Source organism: Nocardiopsis sp. iso_238 (assembly GCF_056173325.1).
Map to the genome: position 1 here is coordinate 806926 of NZ_CM149668.1, position 21962 is coordinate 828887.

18 protein-coding genes are annotated in these 21962 nt (G+C 71.7%); 15 read left to right on the forward strand and 3 right to left on the reverse strand.

The window, feature by feature from the left end; genetic code table 11:
• The first annotated feature begins 3 nt into the window (after positions 1–3).
• The 4 genes from tsaB (at position 4) to AC0VYL_RS03685 (ending at position 3240) form a co-directional block, all read left to right on the forward strand.
• Positions 4–684, forward strand: coding sequence for a tRNA (adenosine(37)-N6)-threonylcarbamoyltransferase complex dimerization subunit type 1 TsaB (gene tsaB / locus AC0VYL_RS03670; protein WP_475459188.1), 681 nt, complete (start codon positions 4–6; stop codon positions 682–684).
• Positions 685–707: 23 nt separating this feature from the next.
• Positions 708–1145, forward strand: a complete 438-nt coding sequence (rimI, locus tag AC0VYL_RS03675; RefSeq protein WP_475462926.1) for a ribosomal protein S18-alanine N-acetyltransferase — start codon at positions 708–710, stop codon at positions 1143–1145.
• The gene (gene tsaD / locus AC0VYL_RS03680) at positions 1138–2169 is read left to right on the forward strand and encodes a tRNA (adenosine(37)-N6)-threonylcarbamoyltransferase complex transferase subunit TsaD (protein WP_475459191.1); all 1032 of its coding nucleotides are present in this window, start codon (positions 1138–1140) and stop codon (positions 2167–2169) included. Before rimI ends, tsaD begins: the two co-directional genes overlap by 8 nt.
• 114 nt (positions 2170–2283) lie before the next feature.
• Positions 2284–3240, forward strand: a complete 957-nt coding sequence (locus tag AC0VYL_RS03685) for a zinc-binding dehydrogenase (RefSeq protein ID WP_475459194.1) — start codon at positions 2284–2286, stop codon at positions 3238–3240.
• 87 nt (positions 3241–3327) lie between these two features.
• Here the strand turns inward: AC0VYL_RS03685 and AC0VYL_RS03690 are convergent, their stop codons facing one another.
• On the reverse strand, positions 3328–5454 hold the full coding sequence (locus tag AC0VYL_RS03690; protein ID WP_475482327.1) for a coiled-coil domain-containing protein: 2127 nt from the start codon (positions 5452–5454) through the stop codon (positions 3328–3330).
• 382 nt (positions 5455–5836) lie between these two features.
• On the reverse strand, positions 5837–7108 hold the full coding sequence (locus AC0VYL_RS03695; protein WP_475482328.1) for a THUMP-like domain-containing protein: 1272 nt from the start codon (positions 7106–7108) through the stop codon (positions 5837–5839).
• Positions 7109–7333: 225 nt separating this feature from the next.
• Here AC0VYL_RS03695 and groES point away from each other — a divergent pair, with 225 nt between their 5' ends.
• The 9 genes from groES (at position 7334) to AC0VYL_RS03740 (ending at position 18794) form a co-directional block, all read left to right on the forward strand.
• Complete coding sequence (gene groES / locus AC0VYL_RS03700) at positions 7334–7642, forward strand: co-chaperone GroES (RefSeq protein WP_017543880.1); 309 nt, start codon at positions 7334–7336, stop codon at positions 7640–7642.
• Between the two features lie 103 nt (positions 7643–7745).
• Entirely contained in the window at positions 7746–9350 is a 1605-nt protein-coding gene (groL, locus tag AC0VYL_RS03705) for a chaperonin GroEL (RefSeq protein WP_475459203.1), read from the forward strand.
• 291 nt (positions 9351–9641) lie between these two features.
• Positions 9642–10196, forward strand: coding sequence for a sigma-70 family RNA polymerase sigma factor (locus AC0VYL_RS03710; protein ID WP_475462927.1), 555 nt, complete (start codon positions 9642–9644; stop codon positions 10194–10196).
• A gap of 482 nt (positions 10197–10678) precedes the next feature.
• Positions 10679–12169 (forward strand): IMP dehydrogenase, encoded by a 1491-nt coding sequence (gene guaB / locus AC0VYL_RS03715; protein WP_475459206.1) that lies wholly within the window; start codon positions 10679–10681, stop codon positions 12167–12169.
• A 120-nt stretch (positions 12170–12289) separates the two neighbouring features.
• Positions 12290–13396 carry a GuaB3 family IMP dehydrogenase-related protein gene (locus AC0VYL_RS03720; RefSeq protein WP_475462928.1) on the forward strand — a complete coding sequence of 369 codons (1107 nt, stop codon included), beginning with the start codon at positions 12290–12292 and terminating at the stop codon, positions 13394–13396.
• Positions 13397–13578: 182 nt separating this feature from the next.
• On the forward strand, positions 13579–14523 hold the full coding sequence (locus AC0VYL_RS03725) for a lytic transglycosylase domain-containing protein (protein ID WP_475459209.1): 945 nt from the start codon (positions 13579–13581) through the stop codon (positions 14521–14523).
• 141 nt (positions 14524–14664) lie between these two features.
• Positions 14665–16398 carry a glycerol-3-phosphate dehydrogenase gene (glpD, locus tag AC0VYL_RS03730; RefSeq protein WP_475459210.1) on the forward strand — a complete coding sequence of 578 codons (1734 nt, stop codon included), beginning with the start codon at positions 14665–14667 and terminating at the stop codon, positions 16396–16398.
• 145 nt (positions 16399–16543) lie between these two features.
• Complete coding sequence (locus AC0VYL_RS03735) at positions 16544–17248, forward strand: response regulator transcription factor (RefSeq protein WP_475459213.1); 705 nt, start codon at positions 16544–16546, stop codon at positions 17246–17248.
• Between the two features lie 67 nt (positions 17249–17315).
• Positions 17316–18794, forward strand: a complete 1479-nt coding sequence (locus AC0VYL_RS03740) for a sensor histidine kinase (RefSeq protein ID WP_475482329.1) — start codon at positions 17316–17318, stop codon at positions 18792–18794.
• Positions 18795–18941: 147 nt separating this feature from the next.
• Here AC0VYL_RS03740 and AC0VYL_RS03745 read toward each other — a convergent pair whose 3' ends face one another.
• Positions 18942–20006, reverse strand: coding sequence for a TAXI family TRAP transporter solute-binding subunit (locus AC0VYL_RS03745; protein WP_475482330.1), 1065 nt, complete (start codon positions 20004–20006; stop codon positions 18942–18944).
• Between the two features lie 237 nt (positions 20007–20243).
• Here AC0VYL_RS03745 and AC0VYL_RS03750 point away from each other — a divergent pair, with 237 nt between their 5' ends.
• Together AC0VYL_RS03750 and AC0VYL_RS03755 are read left to right on the forward strand one after the other, a co-directional pair.
• A complete protein-coding gene (locus AC0VYL_RS03750) occupies positions 20244–21317 on the forward strand; it encodes a TAXI family TRAP transporter solute-binding subunit (RefSeq protein WP_475459220.1) in 1074 nt (357 codons plus the stop codon).
• A 13-nt stretch (positions 21318–21330) separates the two neighbouring features.
• On the forward strand, positions 21331–21906 hold the full coding sequence (locus tag AC0VYL_RS03755; protein WP_475459222.1) for a DUF1850 domain-containing protein: 576 nt from the start codon (positions 21331–21333) through the stop codon (positions 21904–21906).
• The last annotated feature ends 56 nt before the right edge of the window (positions 21907–21962 follow it).

Below are 21962 nucleotides of genomic sequence, written 5' to 3' on the forward strand. Positions count from 1 at the left end.
CCCGTGCTGCTCCTGGCCTTCGACACCGCCACCCCGGCGGTCACCGCCGCCATCGGGGAGACCACCCCGGACGGCTCCTTCCTGCTGCGCGCCAGCGCCAGCTCGGTGGACGCCCGTCGCCACGGCGAACTCCTCGCGCCCACCATCCAGAACCTGCTCACCGAGTCCGGGCTGGTGCTGGGCGACCTCGACCACATCGCGGTCGGCATGGGCCCCGGCCCGTACACCGGCCTGCGGGTGGGCCTGGCCACCGCGTACGCCCTCGCGGACGCCCTGGACGTCCCCTGCCACGGGGTCGCCACCCTGGACGCCCTGGCCTTCGCCACCAGGAGAACCGGACCGTTCCTGGGCATGACCGACGCCCGCCGCAAGGAGGTGTTCTGGGCGCGCTACGACGACCACCTCACCCGGGTGGGCGAGGTCCGGGTGGACCGGCCCGCCGAGATCGACACCGGCGGCCTGCCGCTGGTCGGTGACGGCGCCCGCATGTACGCCGACGTGCTGGGCGCGGAGGACACCGCCGCCCTGGAACCGCTCCACCCCGACGCCGCCGCGATGGCCGAACTCGCCCTGCTGCGCCTGCACCGCGGCGAGAAGCTGCCCGAACCCGCCCCGCTCTACCTGCGCCGCCCCGACGCGGTCGAGCCCGGAGCCCCGAAGAAGGTGCGCCAGTGGGTGAGGTGACCGCTCCCGTGGCGCTGCGCCAGATGACCGCCGCCGACGTACCGGCCGTCATGGACCTGGAACGCGCCCTGTTCCCCCTCGACGCCTGGAGCGAGAACACGCTCCGCGACGAACTGGCCGAGGCCTCCACCCGCCACTACGTGGTGGCCGAGTCGGAGGCCGGGCTCGCGGGCTACGCCGGGCTGCGGTTCGTCCCGCCCGAGGGCGACGTCCAGACCATGGCCGTCGCGGAGCACGCGTGGGGGAGGGGGATCGGCCGGGCCCTGCTCACCGAACTCCTCGACCAGGCCGCCGCGCGCGGCGTCACCCACATGTTCCTGGAGGTGCGCTCGGACAACCCGCGCGCCCAGGACCTGTACACACGTTTCGGCTTCGAGGCGATCGGCGTGCGCCGGGGCTACTACAAGGGGGCGGACGCGATCGTCATGCGCCGCGTCGCGGAGAAGGGAAGCCATGAGTGAGCCGTTGATCCTGGGGATCGAGTCGTCCTGTGACGAGACCGGCGTGGCCCTGGTCCGGGGCTGCGAGCTGCTGGGCGAGTCGGTGGCCTCCAGCGTCGACCAGCACGTGCGCTTCGGCGGCGTGGTGCCCGAGGTGGCCAGTCGCGCCCACCTGGAGGCGATGACCCCCACCGTGCGCCGCGCCCTGGACTCCGCCGGGGTGAGACTGTCCGACGTGGACGCCGTCGCCGTGACCGCCGGGCCGGGCCTGGCCGGCGCCCTCCTGGTCGGCGTCTCCGCCGCCAAGGCCTACGCGATGGCGCTCGGCAAGCCCCTCTACGGGGTCAACCACCTGGTCGGTCACGTCGCCGTGGACCAGCTGGAGCACGGGCCCCTGCCCAAGCCCTCGATCGCCCTCCTGGTCTCCGGCGGTCACACCTCGCTGCTCCTGGTCAACGACCTGGCCACCGACGTGGTCTCGCTCGGTGACACCGTCGACGACGCCGCCGGGGAGGCCTACGACAAGGTCGCGCGGCTGCTGGAGCTCCCCTACCCGGGCGGCCCGCCCATCGACAAGGCGGCCCAGCGGGGCGACCCGAAGGCGATGCGTTTCCCGCGCGGCAAGTGGGGCGACGGCACGTACGACTTCTCCTTCTCCGGGCTGAAGACCGCCGTGGCCCGGCACGTGGAGGACGCCGACCGCCGGGGCGAACCGCTGGTGGTGGCCGACATCGCCGCCGCCTTCCAGGAGTCCGTGGTGGACGTGCTCACCCGCAAGGCGGTCGACGCCTGCGTGGAGCACGGCGTGAGCACCCTCGTGATCAGCGGCGGCGTGGCGGCCAACTCCGCACTGCGCGTACTGGCCGAACAGCGCTGCCAGGAGGCCGGGATCGAACTCCGCGTCCCGCGCCCCCGCCTGTGCACGGACAACGGCGCGATGATCGCGGCCCTGGGCGCCGAGGTGGTGGCGGCGGGCCTGCCGCCGTCCACCCTGGACCTCGCCACGGACACCTCGCTGCCGGTGGAGTCCCCGCTGGCCGTGTAGCCCCTCCGTCGGGCCCCGCCGGTCACCGGACCGGCGGGGCCCGACGTGTGTCCACGCATCGGACCGGCGCACCCGGCGGGGAGCGGCGCGGGGCCGCTGTGGTTGGGTGCCGGTATGTTCGCGATCTCGGCTGCACGCATCTCGTTCGACGACCCCCTGTCCGGGCTGGAGGCGGGTGAGCGGCCCGACCCCGCGCCCCGCGAGGGGTGGACCACCGTCCGGGTCAGGGCCGCCGCGCTCAACCACCACGACCTGTGGAGCCTGCGCGGCGTCGCACTGAGCGAGGACCGCCTCCCGATGGTCCTCGGCGGGGACGCCGCCGGGATCGACGAGGACGGCAACGAGGTCATCGTGCACGGGGTGGTCCAGGAACCGCCGAAGCCGGGCCGCTCCCCGCGCTTCTCCCTCCTGTCGGAGATCCACGACGGCACCCTCGCGGAGAAGGTGCTCGTTCCCCGCGGGAACCTCGTGCCCAAGCCCCCGGAGCTGTCCTTCGAGGAGGCGGCCTGCCTGCCCACCGCCTGGCTGACCGCCTACAGCATGCTCTTCGGCAAGGCCGACCTGCGACCCGGCTCCACGGTCCTCGTGCAGGGCGCCGGGGGAGGGGTCTCCGCCGCCCTCATCGCGATGGCCGCGCAGGTCGGGCACCGCGTGTACGTCACCAGCAGGAGCGAGGAGAAGCGTGCCCTCGCCCTCGGACTGGGCGCCCACACGGCGCTGCCCTCCGGGGAGCGGCTCCCGGAGAAGGTGGACGTGGTCTTCGACTCCGTCGGCCAGGCCACCTGGAAGCACTCCGTCCACTCGCTCAAGCCGGGCGGCGCCGTCGTCACCTGCGGGGCGACCAGCGGCGACGCCCCCTCCGCCGAGCTCACCCGGGTCTTCTTCCTCCAGCTGCGGGTGCTCGGCTCCACCATGGGCACCAAGGAGGAACTGGCCGCCCTCACCGAGATGTGCGTGCGCACCGGTCTGCGTCCCGTGATCGACCGGGTGCTGCCGCTCGCAGAGGCCCGCGAGGCCTTCCGGGCCCTGGCCGCCGGAGAGCAGTTCGGCAAGATCGTCCTCGTCCCCTAGGCCGACCGGGCCGAGAACCGAGCCCTACGCACGTGAGGGGCCCGGGACGGTCACCGCCCCGGGCCCCTCGTTCACGCTGACGCGTGGTTACTCCTCGTCGTCCTCGTCGCGGCGGCGCTTCTTCTTGCCGTCGCGGCCCGGGCGCAGCAGCGCCTCGGCCAGGGCGAGCACGGTCTCCTCCAGGGAGGAGAACCGCTTGGTGATGTCGTCGTGCGAGTTCTCGACCGCCTCGGTGACGGTCTCCTCCAGCTCGTGACGGTCCGGGCGCTGCTTGAGCTCGCGGATGACCGGGTCCACCGCCGTGGTGACGTGCGAGTCGATCTCGTCGAGCTTGCCGGTGTGGTCCAGCAGCGGACGGTCCACCAGCTCGGTGAGGCGGCGGTGCAGCTCGCTGACCTCCAGGGTCTGCGGCAGCTGGTTGAGGCGCTGGTTGAGCGCCTCCAGACGGTCGTCGATGGCCTCCATGCGGCCGTCGACGCCCTCGAAGTGACCGCTGACGCCCTCGAACTGCCCCTCGACGCCGTTGACCCGGCCGTCGATGCCGTCCAGGCGGCCGTTGAGGCCGTCGATCCGGCCGTCGACCCGGTCGATCTTGCCCTCGACGCCCTCGAAGCTGCCCTCGAAGTGGCCCTCGAAGGTGTCGAACCGGTCGGTGAGGCGGCCCAGCTCGTGGTCGACCTTGCCGGTGATCTGCGACAGGTGGTTGTCCACCTTGCCGTTGAGGCTCTCGCGGTGGCGGTCCAGCCGCTCGTCGAGCGCGGTCCGGTGGGCGTCGGCCTGGTCGGTCAGCGCCTCGGTCAGCGTCTGGTGCCGGTCCTCCGCGTCGGAGGCCAGCTTCGCGTTGTCCTCCTGGACGAACGCGCGCAGCTCGGCCAGGTCGGCGGCGACCTTCGCGGCGTCCTCCGCGATGCGGGTGGAGAGGGAGTCGGTGCGCTTGGTCAGCGCCTCGCGCAGCCCCTCGGCGGTGCTCTCGGCGTGCTCGCGGGTCTCGGTGCGACCCAGCTCGATCTGCTCGTCGAGCTCGGCCAGACGCTGGCGCACGTGCGAACGCAGGTCGTTCAGGGACTTCTCGTGGTTCTCCCGCAGCTTGGCGAGCGAGCCGGTGACGTCCGCGACGGCCGCGGTGGCCTCGGCGTGGTTCTCCTCGGCCTGCGTGTTCAGGTGGCCGACGCTCTCGGTGACCTTGCCGGTGATCTCCTCGTGGCGCTTCACGGAGGCGGCGGCGTGGTCCTTCAGTTCCTGCGCGAGGGTGTCGTGGCGCTCGCCGGAGGCCGTGGCGAGGGCGCCCAGCTCCTCGGCCAGCGCGGAGGTGCGCTCGCCCAGCTCGCCGGTGTTCTCCTGGAGGCGGGAGAGCAGCGTCTCGTGCTGCTCGGCGGTGCGCTCCTCGACGAAGCCGCGCAGCTCGGCCGTGCGCTCCTCCAGGGAGGCGGTGAGGCCGGTGGTGACGCGCTCACCGAGCTCGGCGGTGGCGCCCTCCAGGGCCTCGCGGTGCTCCTGACCGGCGACTTCGAGGGCCTCGCGGCTCTCCTTCACGGCGGTCTCGACGGTCGAGCGGCTCTCGGAGATGGCCTCGGCCAGCTGCTCCCGGCCCTCGGTCAGGGTGGTGCGGACGGTGGCGCTGAGCTCCTCGTGGCGCTCGCCCAGGGTGGTGTCCAGGGTGGACAGCGAGGTCTCGATCGCCTCGGCGCGGGTGCCGAGGTCGGCCAGGGCCCGGTCCAGGGCGTCCAGGCGGGTGCCGACGGTCTCGCCCAGCTCGGTGACGCGCTCACCGATCTCGGTGACCTGCTCGGAGGTGCGGTTGCCGGTCTCGGCCATGCGCTGGAGCCGGGTGAGGGCGGTGTCCAGGTGCCCGGCCACGCGCTGGGTGTCGGCCCTCAGGGACGACATCTCCGACAGCGGCTTGACCTGCCTGCCGACCACCTCTATGTGCTCGGCCAGGGCCTCGGCCCACTCGGGCGGGCGGGCCAGGAAGTCGTCGATCCGACCGTCGACGGTGGTGATCGCCTCGGCGAGCGCGGTGAGTTCCCGCTCGCGCAGCTCGCGGAGCAGCCACTCCATGCCCTCAAGGCGCTGGCGCATCTCCTCGCTGACGGCACCCTGGGACTTCTGCTCGGAGACGTGCTCCTGCGCGGCCTGGGAGAGCAGGTCACGCATGCGGTCGGAGACTCCGGCCTGACCTCCCCCATTGAGGAAGTTGTGATTGGTCTGTTCCACCGAGGTGCTCCTTATGGTTCTGGCGCTCCCGCCCACTTCGCCGCACGGTGGTCGCGCGGACGGGTTCTCGATGGTCCCCGGGCGGTCGTTGCACCGCGCCGCCTGCGCCCCAATGTGACCGAAGTGTGACTGTGTGTATACACGGGGGGCGTGGGTCCGGTGCCGACCGAACCGCTGGGCGAATCGAACGAGCACGGCCTTCCGGAGAACCCATGAGAAGGGAAAGAAATCTGCGGCGCCAGTTTAACGACACAGTCCGGCGCGACCCCAGGGGTCCGTGAAAGATATGGGTGTGGGAGATAACGATATGGTCTGCGTGGCCTGCTCCGAATGTGGCCCGCGTCGCACCCGGGCGCGGGCGGGCACGGGGCCTCCGGAGGGCCTATGCCGCCTCTGTTTCACGGCACAGCAGGTAGAACGGTTTCTCACCGATTCGCGTGAGGACGACAGTCACCGATTCCGGTCCCGAGGCGCGCAGATCCCGCCGGAGTTTCTCGGCGTCCACCGCCGAACCGCGTTTCTTGATCGTTACCGTTCCGGCCTTGTGCGCACGCACCGACGAGCGCACCCGTTTCAGTGAGAACGGTGCGAACTCCAGCACCTCCAGCACCCGCCACAGCGGTGAGCGCTCGGCCCGGTCCGAGGTGAAGTACGCGATCCGCTCGTCCAGCAGCGCGCCGTCCACCCGCGCCGCCGCCTCCGCCACCAGGTGGGAGCGGACCACGGCCGGGTCCGGGTCGTACAGGTAGCGCCGGGCGGCGGCCACCGGCGCCGGGCCCAGGTCGGGCTCCTCGTCCAGGTGCGCCACCGCGCCCTCGCTCGCCAGCAGGCCCGCCCGCTCGTGCAGCACCGTCGCGCGCCGTCGCGGCCCGTCCGGGCCGAAGCCCAGCCCGCCGAACCACAGCGCGGTCTCCTTCAGCTCGCCGTCCACCGAGATCCACTCGGCCGAGGCGGCGGGGGAGAGGACCTCGTGCGGGATACCCGGGGCGGCCTTCAGGCAGGCGGCCTCCGCGCCCTCCGCCAGCCGGGTGGCCACGTCCCACGGCGGCGAGTAGGCGGCCGGGTCGAACACCCGGCCCCGCCCTCCGCGCCGGGCCGGGTCGCAGAACAGCAGCGGGTGGTCGCCCACCGCGACCGCGTTCACGTCGCCCTCCCGGACGCGGGCGTGCTCCGTGAGCCCCAGAGCCTCGATGTTGGCCCGGGCCACCGCCACGGTCAGGGGGTCGGCGTCCACGCCCTCCACCGGCACGCCCCGACCGGCCAGGGCCAGCAGGTCCGCGCCGATCCCGCAGCACAGGTCGCCCGCGACGGCGCCCCCGGCCACCGAGGGGGGCAGGTGCCGGGCGGTGCGCTCGGCGCGGTACTCGGCCACGGTCCGGCGGGTGGACTGCTCCAGCCCGTTCGGGGTGAAGTACATGCGCGCGGCGTTCTCCCCGAACTTGGCCCGGCCCCGCTCCCGCAGGCCCACCTGGGTCATCACGGCGTTGACGAGCTCGGACACGGGGAGGTCGGGGTCGAGTGCGGCGACCCGGGGGTCGGCGCGCAGCCGCGAAGCGGCGGCGAGGGGGTTGCTGGCCGCGGCGGCGGGGTCCACCCCGGCGAGGACCTCCCGTCCCGCGTCGGTGAGCAGCGCCGAGAACGCGGGAACGCGCATGGATCCTCCTGCTGTGGGCACGACGGGTGGCGGGTCCGCCCCAGGGTCCGGAGCCCCGCCACATTTCCATTCTGGCACTCTCGGGGGTAGAGTGCTAAACGCGACGAGGCCGGTCTGGCACCCGCGACGACAGGCCGCCGCGGTCGCCCCTTTTACGTGGTTGGTCCGTGCTCACGCATGGGCCGACGTCAGATACACCGAGACTTTGAAGGGGGAGGTCACACCGTGTCGACCGCCACCAAGACCGTGCTGAAGCCGCTCGAGGACCGCGTCGTGGTCAGGACCCTGGAGGCTGAGCAGACCACCGCCTCCGGTCTGGTCATCCCGGACACCGCCAAGGAGAAGCCCCAGGAGGGCGAGATCCTGGCCGTGGGTCCCGGTCGCCTTGACGACAACGGCAAGCGCGTCGCCCTCGACGTGAACGTCGGCGACGTCGTTCTCTACAGCAAGTACGGCGGCACCGAGGTCAAGTACGACGGCCAGGAGTACCTGGTTCTCTCCGCCCGCGACCTCCTCGCGGTCGTCGAGAAGTAGCTCTCGGCGCAGAGCCTTCGAACATCCCGCACCGGTCGGCCCTGAAGCCGGGCGGGGCGGGATGTTCTCTTTCGACCCGAACCGTTAGAGGAAGTACTCACACATGCCGAAGATCCTGGAGTTCGAGGACGACGCCCGCCGCGCCCTCGAGCGGGGCGTGGACCGCCTCGCCAACGCCGTCAAGGTGACGCTCGGCCCGCGCGGCCGCAACGTCGTCATCGACAAGAAGTTCGGTGCCCCCACCATCACGAACGACGGCGTGACCGTCGCCCGTGAGATCGAGCTGGACGAGCCCTACGAGAACCTGGGCGCGCAGCTGGTCAAGGAGGTCGCCACCAAGACCAACGACGCCGCCGGTGACGGCACCACCACCGCCACCGTGCTGGCGCAGGCGCTGGTCCGCGAGGGCCTGCGCAGCGTCGCCGCCGGCGCCTCCCCGATGTCCCTCAAGAAGGGCATCGACGCCGCGGCCGCCCGGGTCTCCGAGATCCTGCTCGAGCGCGCCGTGCCGATCAAGGAGCGCGCCGACATCGCCTACGTGGCGACCAACTCCGCGCAGGACGCCCAGATCGGCGACCTCATCGCCGAGGCCTTCGACAAGGTCGGCAAGGACGGCGTCATCACGGTGGAGGAGTCCCCGACCTTCGGTCTGGAGCTCGACTTCACCGAGGGCCTCCAGTTCGACAAGGGTTACATCTCGCCCTACTTCGTCACCGACGGAGACCGTCAGGAGGCCGTCCTGGAGGACGCGCAGATCCTGATCAGCCAGGGCAAGATCGGCAACCTGAACGAGCTGCTCCCGCTGCTGGAGCAGGTCGTCCAGAACAAGAAGCCGCTGCTGATCATCGCCGAGGACGTCGAGGGCGACGCCCTGGGCGCCCTGGTGCTCAACCGCATGCGCGGCACCCTCAACGTGGCCGCGGTCAAGGCGCCCGGCTTCGGTGAGCGCCGCAAGGCCATGCTCCAGGACATCGCCGTCCTCACCGGCGGCCAGGTCATCTCCGAGGAGGTCGGCCTGACCCTGGAGAACGCGGACCTGTCCGTGCTGGGCTCGGCCCGCCGCATCACCATCACCAAGGACACCACCACCGTCGTCGACGGCGGCGGCGAGCAGTCCGAGGTGGAGGACCGCGTTCGCCAGATCCGCAAGGAGATCGAGGCGAGCGACTCCGACTGGGACCGCGAGAAGCTCCAGGAGCGCCTGGCCAAGCTCGCGGGCGGCGTGTCCGTGCTGAGCGTCGGCGCGGCCACCGAGGTCGAGCTCAAGGAGAAGAAGCACCGTCTCGAGGACGCCATCTCGGCTACTCGCGCGGCCATCGAGGAGGGCATCGTCGCCGGTGGCGGCGCCTCCCTGGTGCACGCCTCCACCGCTCTGGACGACCTCGGCTTGACCGGCGACGAGGCCACGGGTGCGGCGATCGTCCGCCGCGCGCTGGTCGAGCCCGCCCGGTGGATCGCGGAGAACGCGGGCGCCGAGGGCTACGTGGTCACCCACCGCGTCTCCGAGATGGAGGTCGGTCACGGCTACAACGCCGCCACCGGCACCTACGGCGACCTGACCGCCGAGGGCATCCTCGACCCGGTCAAGGTCTCCCGCTCGGCCGTCCAGAACGCCGCTTCCATCGCGGGCATGCTGCTGACCACCGAGGTGCTGGTCGCGGACAAGCCCGAGGAGGACGCGGACGACGGTCACGGCCACGCCCACTAGGGACGTTGGTCGGTGTCCGTGAGGACCCGGTCCGGGGGTGGGGCGCGCCGTCGTCCCACCCCCGTCCACTACCACGGGAGAGCCGTTTCACACCCGCAACTACGTACCGTTTTCGGGCTATTTTCCCAAAATGTGACCATTCTGTAGTTGCTGATTGGAGTGGTTGGGTCCCCAACTGCGGGCATCATTCCTAACGTGACGGATGCAGGCGCCCGCGAGGGCGTTACCGCGCAGCGGCCAGGTACGCCCCCAGGGCACGAGGAGGCGGACCCCGCTCCGCGTGACACGGGGTTGAACCGTCTGGGCTCACTCGCCGTCCGGGGCGACGACGGGGCCATGGACTCCCTCCTGCGCGAGGTCAGACCCATGGTGGTCCGGTACTGCCGGACCCGTCTGGCCCGGGTCTCGGGCCTGGCGCACTACTCGGACGACGTCGCACAGGAAGTGTGCATCGCCCTCCTCACGGCCGTCCCGCGTTACCAGGACCGGGGCAGGCCCTTCGCCTCCTTCGTGTTCGGCATCGCCGCGCACAAGGTCGCGGACACCCTCCGCGTGGCCGGTCGGGTGGAGACGGTTCCCACCGACACCGTGCCGGAACAGCCTGACGACGGCCCCGGCCCCGAGGAGTCGGCGGTCCGCGTGTCCGAGGCCCAGCGGGCCCGGGCCCTCCTCGACGAACTGCCCGAACAGCAGCGCACGCTGCTGGTCATGCGGGTGATCACAGGACTTACAGCAGACGAGACGGGACATCTCCTTGGCATGTCGGCAGGTGCGGTACGGGTTGCCCAGCACCGAGCTATTGCTCGGCTTCGGAAGGTGGCCCTGGCGAACCGCGTCCTCCCCTGAGCACCGTGCCTCCCGCCCCGGGAAGCGCCGGTGCCCGGCTCGGCCCCGCCAACGCGGCTACTGCCGCTACCCCCGCTGAGGGGCTCGCTCACAGGGTCATGGAAGGTGTGTGGGGATTTGTCTGATTCGCAACAACTTGCAGAAATGACCCCCCGCCGCCACTAGACCCGCAGGTCAGCGAGACTGCTCCCCGCACGCGCGGGGATGATCCTGGCATCGAGTAGGCAGTGCTTGGCATGTAGGACTGCTCCCCGCCATTGCGGGGATGGGCCTTGACCCCTCTATCTGCGGGGGTGTGGCTGGGGCGGGATGACTGGGGGTGGCTGGCTTGCTGTCCTGGGTGAGGGCGGTGGCCGTTTCGTGACCGAGGTGACCGGGCGAACATCGCATTCCACCTGGGCGGTACCGGACGACGACCTAGGATGAGACGACACGCGGGGGCGATCCGCGCAGTTGTCGCCGGGAACAGCGGAGGTTGTGTCATGAGCCAGGACCACAGCGACTACGGGAGGAAGCTGCTTCCGCCGGGTCTGACCTACGACGACGTCCTGCTGGTACCGGCCTACTCGGACCTCCAGCCGGGCGATGTGGACACCACCACGAAGCTCTCCCGCAACATCACCCTCAGCATTCCCCTGCTCTCCGCCGCGATGGACACCGTCACCGAGGCCCGCATGGCCGTGGCGATGGCCCGCCAGGGCGGCGCCGGGGTGCTGCACCGCAACCTCTCCGCCGAGGACCAGGCAGCCCAGATCGACCTCGTGAAGCGCTCCGAGGCGGGCATGGTCACCGACCCGGTCACCTGTCACCCCGAGGACGACCTCGCGGAGGTCGAGCGCCTCTGCGCCCACTACCGCATCTCCGGTGTCCCGGTCACCGACGCCCAGGGCTCCCTGGTGGGCATCGTCACCAACCGCGACATGCGTTTCGAGGACGACCGCTCCCGGCTGGTCCGCGACGTCATGACCACCGAGAACCTCGTCACCGCCCCCGTCGGGGTCAGCCGCGAACGCGCCTTCGAGCTGCTCCGCGAGCACAAGGTCGAGAAGCTGCCCCTGGTCGACGGCCAGAACCGCCTGCGCGGGCTCATCACCGTCAAGGACTTCATCAAGAGCGAGCAGTTCCCCAACGCCACCAAGGACTCCAACGGGCGTCTCGTGGTCGGCGGCGCCGTCGGTGTGGGCACCGAGGCCGAGGAGCGCGCCAAGCTGCTCATCGACGCCGGGGTCGACTTCATCGTGGTCGACACCGCGCACGGCCACTCCTCCGGGCTCGCTGACATGGTCGCCAAGCTCAAGGCCAACTCCCGCGCGGACATCGTCGCGGGCAACGTCGCCACCCGCGCCGGTGCCCAGCTGCTCATCGACGCCGGTGCCGACGCCGTCAAGGTCGGGGTGGGCCCCGGCTCCATCTGCACCACCCGCGTCGTCGCCGGTGTGGGCGCCCCCCAGCTCACCGCCATCCTGGAGGCCGGGCTCGCCTGCGGCCCCGCCGGTGTCCCGCTGATCGCGGACGGCGGCCTCCAGTACTCCGGCGAGATCGCCAAGGCGATCGTCGCCGGCGCCAGCACCGTCATGCTCGGCAGCCTCCTCGCCGGTGTCGAGGAGAGCCCGGGCGAGCTCATCTTCATCAACGGGAAGCAGTTCAAGGCCTACCGGGGCATGGGTTCGCTCGGTGCCATGCGCGGCCGCTCCTTCTCCAAGGACCGCTACGCGCAGGCCGACGTCTCCTCCGAGGACAAGCTGGTCCCCGAGGGCATCGAGGGCCAGGTGCCGTTCCGCGGCCCGCTGTCCGCCGTGGCCCACCAGCTGGTCGGCGGCCTGCACCAGTCCATGTGGTACGCGGGCAGCCGCACCGTGCCCGAGCTGCGCGAGCGCGGCCAGCTCATGCGTATCACCAGTGCGGGGCTGCGCGAGAGCCACCCGCACGACATCAAGATGACCGTGGAAGCGCCGAACTACAACGCGCGCTAGTCCGCGCGGGGGCGGCGCCGGAACCGGTTCGACCACGGCCGGATAGACTCGCGTCCGCGGTCACGCGACGGTCGACCGACCGGCGCCGCACGTCAGAGGGGAATCGAACAGTTGGCTCAGGTGGAGATCGGGCTGGGCAAGAACGGGCGTCGCGCCTACGAGCTCGACGAGATCGGGATCGTGCCCGCACGACGGACCCGCGACCCGGAGGAGGTGTCGATCGCCTGGCAGATCGACGCCTACCGGTTCGAGACGCCCCTGGTCGTCAGCCCCATGGACAGTGTGGCCTCGCCCAAGACCGTCGTGGCCGTGGGTGAGCAGGGCGGCCTCGGCGTCCTGGACCTGGAGGGTCTGTGGACCCGATACGAGGACCCGGAGCCGCTGCTCCAGGAGATCCGCGAGCTCGACGACGTCGCCGCGACCAAGCGTCTCCAGGAGATCTACGCGGCGCCGATCCAGGAGGAGCTGATCGGCCGCCGGATCGAGGAGATCCGTGACGCCGGTCTCGTCACGGCCGCCCGGCTGTCGCCGCAGCGCACCGCCCAGTACCACAAGGCCGTCGTGGACGCCGGGGTCGACATCTTCGTGATCCGTGGCACCACCGTCTCGGCCGAGCACGTCTCGGGCCGCGCCGAGCCGCTCAACCTCAAGCAGTTCATCTACGACCTCGACGTGCCCGTCGTGGTCGGCGGCTGCGCCACCTACACCGCCGCCCTGCACCTGATGCGCACCGGTGCCGCCGGTGTGCTGGTCGGGTTCGGCGGCGGCTCGGGCCACACCACCCGTTCGGTGCTGGGTGTGGCCGTCCCCATGGCGAGCGCCATCGGTGACGTCGCCGCGGCCCGCCGCGACTACCTCGACGAGTCCGGCGGCCGGTACGTGCACGTCATCGCTGACGGCGGCATGACCGGCAGCGGTGACATCGCCAAGGCCCTGGCCTGCGGCGCCGACGCCGTCATGGTGGGTTCCCCGCTGGCCCGCGCCACCGAGGCGCCCGGCGGCGGCTACCACTGGGGCAGCGAGGCGCACCACAACGAGCTGCCGCGCGGCGAGCGGGTCGAGGTGGGCACCATCGGTGACCTCAAGTCGATCCTGCACGGTCCGGCCTCCAGCAGCGACGGCTCCATGAACCTCATGGGCGCGCTGCGTCGGACCATGGCCACCTCGGGCTACACCGACCTCAAGGAGTTCCAGCGGGTCGAGGTCGTGGTGAACCCGCACAGGTAGGGAGTGGCGGCGGGGGTCTCCCCGCAGGTCGGACCCGACATGAGTGTCGTGGGGGCGTCCCGGTGAACCGGGGCGCCCCCCGTGTCGTCCAAGGGGGGTGCGTCCGGGCGGCCACAGTGTGCCACTATGGTGCGTGTTTTTCAGTCTCGTGATCCGATGGTGACTTTCTCTTGGAGGACTGCATGGGTGACAGTGAGTCCGGTGCCCCCCGGGTGTCCGGTTCCTCCGAGGAGCCCCGCGCCCAGGAGGAGCCCCGCGCCGCCGCGGCGGACCGTGCGGGGCACCGTCGGCGGCGCCGACGCGGACCGGCGATCGCGGTCAGCCTCGCGCTGGTCGTCTGCCTGCTGGTGACGGCGGGCGTCGTGGTCCTGGTCGGCCGCGTGTCCACCGCCCTCAACGACTGGGAGGCGCCGACCGCCGAGGCCACCCCGGAGGTCGGCACCATCGAGACCCCGCCGCACGACCAGCTCACCGGCCCGCCCGCCCAGACCGGGGTGACCGCCCGGGAGAACGGGGACCCGGCCGAGTCGGCGCTCGGCGCGGACGAGCAGTCCAGACCAGCCGAGGCGCTGCGCCCCAGCGACGAGTGGCTGGACGAGGTCTCGGAGAACACCGGCATCCCGCGCCGGGCCCTAGAGGGCTACGCCAGCGCCCAGCTGGTGCTCGACGCCGACCAGTCCTCGTGCCAGCTGTCCTGGCCCACGCTCGCGGGTATCGGCTACGTCGAGTCCCGCCACGGCACCTACGCGGGTGGCGAGCTCGGCCCCGACGGCAACACCACCGTGGACATCATCGGCATCCCGCTGGACGGCACCAACAACACGCAGGCCATCCCGGACACCGACGGCGGCGAGCTGGACGGCGACACCGAGTGGGACCGGGCGATCGGCCCCATGCAGTTCATCCCCGGCACCTGGGCCCGGTGGGGCGAGTCCCTGGAGGGCGGCAGCCCCGACCCGCACAACGTCGACGACGCCGCCCTGACCGCCGCCCGCTACCTGTGCGGGGAGGGCCGCGACCTCGCCTCCGCGCAGGACTGGGAGTCTGCGGTCCTGGAGTACAACCGTTCCTCCGCCTACGTCAGCGACGTCCTGGCCTACGCGCACGCCTACGCCGACGCCGCCTGATCCCGTTCCGCCCCGTCTCGGAGGTAAACCGGCGGTATGGGGTGTGGCAACCCACGTCCCTGACGGCCTCCGGTTAGCCTGGGGCCCCACCACTCCGGGTATGCGCCTTGGTGGGACACCGATCGAAAGGGAGGACCATCCATGGCGACCACCTGGTTGGGGCCGAAGGGGCGCACCGAGGCGCTCGCGTCGATGGCGGACGAGGAGCTCGACGTCCTCGTGGTGGGCGGCGGGATCGTGGGCGCGGGCATCGCGCTGGACGCGGTCTCGCGCGGGCTCTCCACGGGCCTGATCGAGGCACGGGACTTCGCCTCGGGGACCTCCAGCAGGTCCAGCAAGCTGATCCACGGCGGCCTCCGCTACCTGGAACAACTCGACTTCGAGCTGGTCCGCGAGGCGCTGCACGAGCGCGGGCTCCTGCTCACCACCATCGCACCGCACCTGGTCCGCCCGGTGCCGTTCCTCTTCCCGTTCCAGCACCACTGGGAGCGGTTCTACATCGGCGCGGGCGTCACCCTGTACGACACCCTGGCGATGACCTCGCGCAACAACCGGGGCCTGCCCTCCCACCGGCACCTGACCAGGTCCGGAGCGCTGCGGGTCTTCCCGGCACTGAAGCGCAGCGCCCTGGCCGGGGCGGTCCAGTACTGGGACTGCCAGGTGGACGACGCCCGGTTCGTGACCACCGTCCTGCGCACCGCCGCCGGGCTCGGGGCGAGGATCGCCTCGCGGGTCCAGGCGGTCGAGTTCCTGCGCGAGGGCGAGCACGTGGTCGGGGCGACCGCCGCCGACCTGGAGACCGGCGAGAAGAAGCAGATCCGCGCGCGGCAGGTGGTGAACGCCGCCGGTGTGTGGACCGACGACATCCAGGAGATGGTGGGCGGTCGCGGTCAGATCCACGTGAGCGCGTCCAAGGGCGTGCACCTCGTGGTGCCCCGGGACCGCATCCAGGCCTCGTCGGGGATGATCCTCCAGACGGAGAAGAGCGTGCTCTTCGTGATCCCGTGGGGCCGCCACTGGATCATCGGCACCACCGACACCCCCTGGGACCTGGACAAGGAGAACCCGGCGGCGTCGCGGGCCGACATCGACTACGTCCTGGACCACGTCAACCAGGTGCTGCGCACGCCCCTGGGCCGCGACGACGTCGAGGGCGTCTACGCCGGGCTCCGGCCGTTGCTCTCCGGGGAGTCCGAGGAGACCTCGAAGCTCTCCCGTGAGCACACGGTGGCGCACCCCGTGCCGGGGCTCGTCCTCATCGCGGGCGGCAAGTACACCACCTACCGGGTCATGGCCAAGGACGCGGTGGACGCGGTCGCGCACGGGCTGGGCGGCGCGGTCCCGGCCTCGGTCACGGACAAGCTGCCCCTGGTGGGCGCGGACGGGTACGCGGCTCTGTACAACCAGCGGCACCGGCTCGCCCGGGACTCGGGGCTGCACGTCTCCCGGGTCTCGCACCTGCTGCGCCGGTACGGCTCCGGGGTGCACGACGTCCTCGACCTGATCCGGGAGCGGCCCGACCTGCGCGAGCCGCTGAAGGGCGGCGAGGACTACCTGCGGGCCGAGGTCGTCTACGCGGTGGAGGCCGAGGGCGCCCGTCACCTGGAGGACGTCCTGTCCCGGCGCACCCGCATCACCTTCGAGACCTGGGACCGGGGGATCGCCGCCGCCGAGTCCGCCGCCGCGCTCATGGCGGAACCGCTCGGGTGGACCAAGGAACAGGTCGAGCGCGAGGTGGAGTACTACCGCAAGGGCATCGAGGCCGAGCGCGCCGCACAGGAACAGGACACCGACCAGGAGGCCGACGCGGTCCAGCACGGTGCTCCGGAGATCGTGCCGGACATGCACGTGGGCAGGCCGGGAGGCCGTTCCTGACCGGTGATCCCGGGGCGCGGGGTCCTTCGGCCGGTTCGTATTGTTGCTGATCACTGATCCGGCCGTTGTGGTTTGTGGCACATCGTGGGGTTAGGGTGCGTGGAGTTGCTCCCTGTCGTGTTCACCCTCCGAAGGACCCCCGCCCATGATCAAGGTGCTGCTTGTAGAGGACGACGTGCGCCTCGCCGACGCCCTCGCCGGCGCGCTTGAGACGTACGGCTACGAGGTGGACCAGGTGAGGACCGCGGGGGGCGCCCTGAGCGCGCCTCCCGCGGACATCGTCCTGCTCGACCTCGGGCTGCCCGACATGGACGGCGTGGAGCTGTGCCAGCGCATCCGTGAGCGCCAGGACTTCGGGGACACCGCGATCATCATGGTCACCGCCCGGCGCCAGCAGCGCGAGCGAATCCTCGGGCTGCGCTCCGGCGCCGACGACTACGTGGTCAAGCCGCTGGCCATCGAGGAGCTGTGCGCCCGGATGGAGGCGGTCCTGCGCCGTACCGGCGGGCGGGTCGGCACCGTGCTGGAGGCCGGGCCGCTGCGCGTGGACCTGTCCACGCGCTCCGTGGTGTGCTCGGGTCGTCCCGTGGAGCTCACCCGCAAGGAGTTCGACCTGCTCGTGGTCCTGTTGCGGGAGGTGGGCGGGGTGGTCTCCCGTGAACACCTGCTGCTCCGGGTCTGGCAGACCGCCTGGCCGGGCACGCTGCGCACCCTCGAAGTGCACATAGGGACGCTGCGCTCGAAGCTGGGCTCGCCCGGGCTCATCCGGACCGTGCGCGGGGTCGGCTACCAGCTGGTGACCGCCGAGTACACGACCGCCGGGGCCGCGGCGGCCCCGGCCTCCCGGTGAGGGGTTCGGTCTGGCGCGGGTCGGGGCCTTGCGTCACGGGGGTCCCGCGCGCGAAAGGGGCACGTTGATGCACCGGCGCGTGGTCACCGTCTACGTCTCTCTGCTCGTGGTCGCCTGTCTGGCGCTGGCCTTCCCCCTGTGCGGGAACATCGCGGCCCGGGGCACCTCCGACATGGTCCTCGACCGGATCAACGACACCGCCCGTTTCGCCGGTCTGGCCGAGCCCGGGGTGCTGTCGGGGTCCGAGGGTGCGCTGTCCGGGCTGGTCAGCGAGCTCACGGTCTACGAGCAGGTGTACGGGATCACGGCCGTGGTGGTGGACCGGGACGGCGACGTGGTCGCCTCCTCCAGTCCCGGGCTCACCCTCGCGGACCTGGACCCGGAGGGCTGGCCCGACAGCGAGGAGCCGCTGCCGGACGCGGTCCGGGGGGCGCTGGCGGGCAACCGCAGGGCCGCGGACAGCGTGGTCTGGCCCTGGCAGGACGGGCCGCTCATCGTGGCCGAGCCCATCGGCAGCTCGGGCGAGGTGGTGGGGGCGGCCGTCACCGCCTCTCCGACCAGCGCGCTGCGCCGCGCCACCCTCGGACAGTGGTTCGTGGCCTGGCTGGTGGTGACCGCCCTGATGGTGGCGGGTATCGCCGTCGCCGGTCCGCTCACCCGGTGGATCCTGCGGCCCATCGACGACCTCGCCCAGGCCACCCGGGCGGTGAGCGGCGGCAGCCTGGACACCCGGGTTCGCACGGCGGCGGGGCCCGAGGAGCTGCGCAGGCTGGGGGAGTCCTTCAACCAGATGGCCGACACCATCACCTCGATGCTGGAGAGCCAGCGGACCTTCGTGGCGTACGCGGGGCACCAGGTACGCAACCCGTTGGCGGCGCTGCGCCTGAGGGTGGGGGGCCTGGCCCGGCACCTGGGCGACGAGGGGCTGCGGGAGCACGGGCTGGCCCTGGACGAGGTGGACCGGCTCACCCGCATCTGTGACAGCCTGCTCACCCTGGCGCAGGCCGAGGACGCGGAGCACTCCATGGTGTGGGAGGACGCGAGGGAGGTCGCGGAGCTGAGGGTGGCGGCGTGGGGGCCCATCGCCGACCGCGCGGGCGCCGTGCTGGAGTGCACGGGGTCGGAGTCGGCCATGGTGCGGTGCGTGGAGGGGACCCTGGACCAGGCCCTGGACGCGCTCATCGACAACGCGTTGAAGTTCGGCGGGGCGGGGGTGCGGATCACCGTCCACGTGGGCGAACCGGTGGGGGAGGGGGAGGACGGTCACCTGGACCTGCACGTGGTGGACGACGGCCCGGGGCTCCCGGACGACCAGCTCGCCCAGGCCACCCGGGCGTTCTGGCGGGACGGCGGCGGTGGCGGTTCCGGGCTGGGACTGTCCATCGTGGTCACGCTCCTCGAACTCCAGGGAGCGGGCCTCACCCTGACCTCCCGGGAGCCGAACGGGATCGACGCCCGCCTGAGGCTCCGCCTGGCCGGTCACACCGGAGACGAGAACGGGGTCGAGACCGAGCCCAAGGCGGAGGGGTCCTTGGAAGGGGCCTAGCGTTCCCCGGCCCTCGGTGCCGGAGCGGGCATCCGTGGCCCCAGGTGCCCGAGGGAGCACCCGCCCTTCTCAGCTTCGGGGTGGACCGCGCTCCCCTCCATCGTCCGGAGCGAACTCCGAGACGCCGCCAGACAGGTTTCCGGAGCCTCAGGGGCCCAGGACCGGGGACGGTGCTCCGGAGGGCTCCATGGCCTCGGGGGGTGGCCGGTCGTTGGCGTACTTGACCGACCGGTAGTAGTCGACGGCGCCCGGGTGGAGCGGCACCGGCAGGGTCGAGATCGCGGAGCGCGGGTGCAGGTGCAGCGCCACCGGGTGGATCTCGACCAGGTCGGCCTGGAACTCGAAGAGCAGCCGGGTGAACTCCTCCGCCTGGTGGTCCGGCATCGCCGTGTTCACCACCAGCAGGCTCGGCACCCCGATCGTCCTCACCGCCGGAACGTCCGCGTAGGTCCCGGCGGGGACCGGCAGCTCCGTGAAGTACTCCCCGTACCGCTCGGTCAGCCCCGGCACGTGCTCGGCCAGGTCCAGCAGGCGCACGGGCATCCGTTCGGCCAGGTCACCGACGGCCTGGGTCGGTATCCCCCCGGACCAGAAGAACGCGTCCACGCGCCCCTCCTCCAGCGCCCGGGCCGAGTCGCCTATCGACAGCTGGAGTCGTTCCACCTCCCCGTCGGAGTCGGGGCGCCTCCCTTCGGGCAACGCCGTCAGCCCCGACAGCTCCAGGAGCCGGTCGGCCATCATCTCGGTGCCCGACCCGGCCGAACCCACCGACACCGTGCCCCCGGCCAGATCCGCGATCTCCTCCACCGGGGAATCCGCGCGAACCACCACGTGCGTGTGGTTGTCATACAGGCGGGCGATCGCCGAGATCGGCAGGGGCCGCTCGAAGGGTTCCCTGCCGTCCACGGCCAGGGCGGCCACGTCGGAGAGGGTGAAGGCCACGTCCAGCGTCCCGTCCGCGACCAGGAGGTTGTTCTCCACGCTCGCGGCGGTCGTCAGAGCGGTGATCCAGGTGTCCTGCCGGGCGGCGGTGACCTGAGCGAGACCGCTGCCGTACACGTGGTAGACCCCGCCCGCGCCGCCGGTTCCGACGGACAGCCGAAGGGGAGCCGGGTGCAGGGGAGACGCCCAGGTGAGCACCGTGACCACGACCGCGCAGGCGGCCACGAACCCGGTGACGCTCCAGAGACGCTGGGGGACGGAGGACGCCATGGTCGAACGATACCAACGAGTGCGAAACCTCAGAAGAGGCTCAAATCCCTTCTCGGGTCCTGCGGGTTTCGACGTGATGGCGGTTACGTTGCTCGCGGCGGCGGGGCGGGGGCCACGACTGCGTCCCGCGGCCCGCGTGCCGGAGCCGAACCCGGGTTCCGGGCCCGGCGAGCGGGTATCCCCCGGCACTCCCGCGCCCCCTGACGCACGAAGCACCCCGAGAGGACCCCCACAACCATGCGACGCTCCACACTGTCTTTGGTCGCCATCCCCGCCAGCGTGCTCATGCTGGCCGCCTGCTCACAGCCCGCCGAGCAGGCCGCCGAGGACATCGAGCTCGGTGGCGGCGAAGTCCAGAACAACCTCAGCATCGTCACCGGCGGCACCACCGGTGTGTACTACCCGATCGGCGGCGCCCTGCGGGGCATCATCGGGGACAACCTCGAAGGCCAGTCCGCCTCCGTCGAGGCCACCGGCGCCTCCGTGGAGAACATCCGCCTGCTCGGCTCCGGCGAGAGCCACCTGGCCATCGTCCAGGGCGACGCCGCCGACCAGGGCTTCACCGGTACCGGCGACTTCGAGGGCGACCCCGTCGAGACCTACTCGCTCGCGGTCCTGTACCCGAACGTCTTCCACGCGGTGACGCTCCAGAGCATCAAGGAGAGCGAGGGCTTCGACTGCTTCTCCGACGTCATCGGCACCCGTTACTCGGTCGGCGACATCGGCAGCGGCAACGAGGCCACCACCAACCAGGTCTTCGACTCGCTGGAGATCGGCCCCAGCGAGGTCGAGATCCAGCAGCTCGGCTACGCGGAGACCGCGAACGCCCTGACCAACAACCAGCTCGACGCCGGTTCCTGGGTCGTCGGTGAGGGCCACTCCGGCATCACCGAGCTCGGCACCACCGAGGACATCGCGCTCATCGAGATGTGCGACGACGAGCGCGACGCGATCGTCAGCGGCTACGGCGGCTACACCGAGCACGTCGTCAAGGGCGGCACCTACCCCGGCATCGAGGACGACGTGTCGACGATCGCCGTCTGGAACGCCCTGGTCGTGCCCGGCAGCTTCAACGAGGACCAGGCCTACGAGATCACCAAGGCGATGTTCGAGAACATCGACCAGGTGGTCGGCGTGTACGCCCCCGGCGAGGAGTACCTGGTCCCGGAGACGATCGAGAACAGCCCCGTCCCCGTCCACCCGGGCGCCATCCGCTTCTACGAGGAGCAGGGCGTCGAGATCCCCGAGGACCTGCGTCCCGAGGGCACCGAGGCGGGCGACAGCGCCGCCGAGGACACCGACGAAGAGTAGGTCGCACACACCGATGGAACCGACCGCGGTGGGACGATCCGTGGACGCCGGACCCCGGCGTCCACGGATCTCCGTGCTCCGCCGCGCCGCCCTGTGGGTCGGCGCGGGGCTGGGCGCGGCACTGGTCGTCGCCGCGCTCGTCCCCGTGTGGCCGGCGCTGCGCCTGAGCGTCGACGGCGACCGCCTCGGCCACCTGCCGCTGGCCGAGGGCGAGCAGTTCACCGTCTCCTACGTGCACTCGATCGACCACCTGCCGATCGAGGAGAACATCGAGGTCCGTGACGGCGAACTGGTCGCCGACTCGACCCGCCTGCGCCAGTTCGGCGCGGGCATGGGCCAGATCCCCGGTCAGGGAACCGGCCGCGCCGACGGCGAGTGGTGGGTCATCGAGGACATGAACCGCCACGTCGGCCCGGAGCTCGCGATCCGCGTGGGCACCGCCTCGGTGGACCACCGGCTCCGCACTCCCGACACCGAGGTGCGGCTCTCCCCGTGCCTCACCTCCCGCAGGGTGGCCGTCGAGCCCGCCCGGATCTCCACACTCGTCCTGCTGGTCGGCCGCTCACCGCAGCCGGTCTGCGACGAGTAGCAGTCCCCGAAGTCAGGTCCTCCCCCCGCCTGAAGCACCCTCCGCCGCGTGGTCAC

Excerpts from the sequence above, each read along its gene's own strand:
- rimI (WP_475462926.1), top strand. The coding sequence starts at position 708 with ATGACCGCCGCCGACGTACCGGCCGTCATGGACCTGGAACGCGCCCTG.
- guaB (WP_475459206.1), top strand. The coding sequence starts at position 10,679 with ATGAGCCAGGACCACAGCGACTACGGGAGGAAGCTGCTTCCGCCGGGT.
- AC0VYL_RS03695 (WP_475482328.1), bottom strand. The coding sequence starts at position 7,108 with ATGCGCGTTCCCGCGTTCTCGGCGCTGCTCACCGACGCGGGACGGGAG.
- AC0VYL_RS03685 (WP_475459194.1), top strand. The coding sequence starts at position 2,284 with ATGTTCGCGATCTCGGCTGCACGCATCTCGTTCGACGACCCCCTGTCC.
- AC0VYL_RS03740 (WP_475482329.1), top strand. The coding sequence starts at position 17,316 with ATGCACCGGCGCGTGGTCACCGTCTACGTCTCTCTGCTCGTGGTCGCC.
- AC0VYL_RS03735 (WP_475459213.1), top strand. The coding sequence starts at position 16,544 with ATGATCAAGGTGCTGCTTGTAGAGGACGACGTGCGCCTCGCCGACGCC.
- AC0VYL_RS03725 (WP_475459209.1), top strand. The coding sequence starts at position 13,579 with ATGGGTGACAGTGAGTCCGGTGCCCCCCGGGTGTCCGGTTCCTCCGAG.
- tsaD (WP_475459191.1), top strand. The coding sequence starts at position 1,138 with ATGAGTGAGCCGTTGATCCTGGGGATCGAGTCGTCCTGTGACGAGACC.
- glpD (WP_475459210.1), top strand. The coding sequence starts at position 14,665 with ATGGCGACCACCTGGTTGGGGCCGAAGGGGCGCACCGAGGCGCTCGCG.
- groL (WP_475459203.1), top strand. The coding sequence starts at position 7,746 with ATGCCGAAGATCCTGGAGTTCGAGGACGACGCCCGCCGCGCCCTCGAG.
- AC0VYL_RS03755 (WP_475459222.1), top strand. The coding sequence starts at position 21,331 with ATGGAACCGACCGCGGTGGGACGATCCGTGGACGCCGGACCCCGGCGT.
- AC0VYL_RS03745 (WP_475482330.1), bottom strand. The coding sequence starts at position 20,006 with ATGGCGTCCTCCGTCCCCCAGCGTCTCTGGAGCGTCACCGGGTTCGTG.
- AC0VYL_RS03750 (WP_475459220.1), top strand. The coding sequence starts at position 20,244 with ATGCGACGCTCCACACTGTCTTTGGTCGCCATCCCCGCCAGCGTGCTC.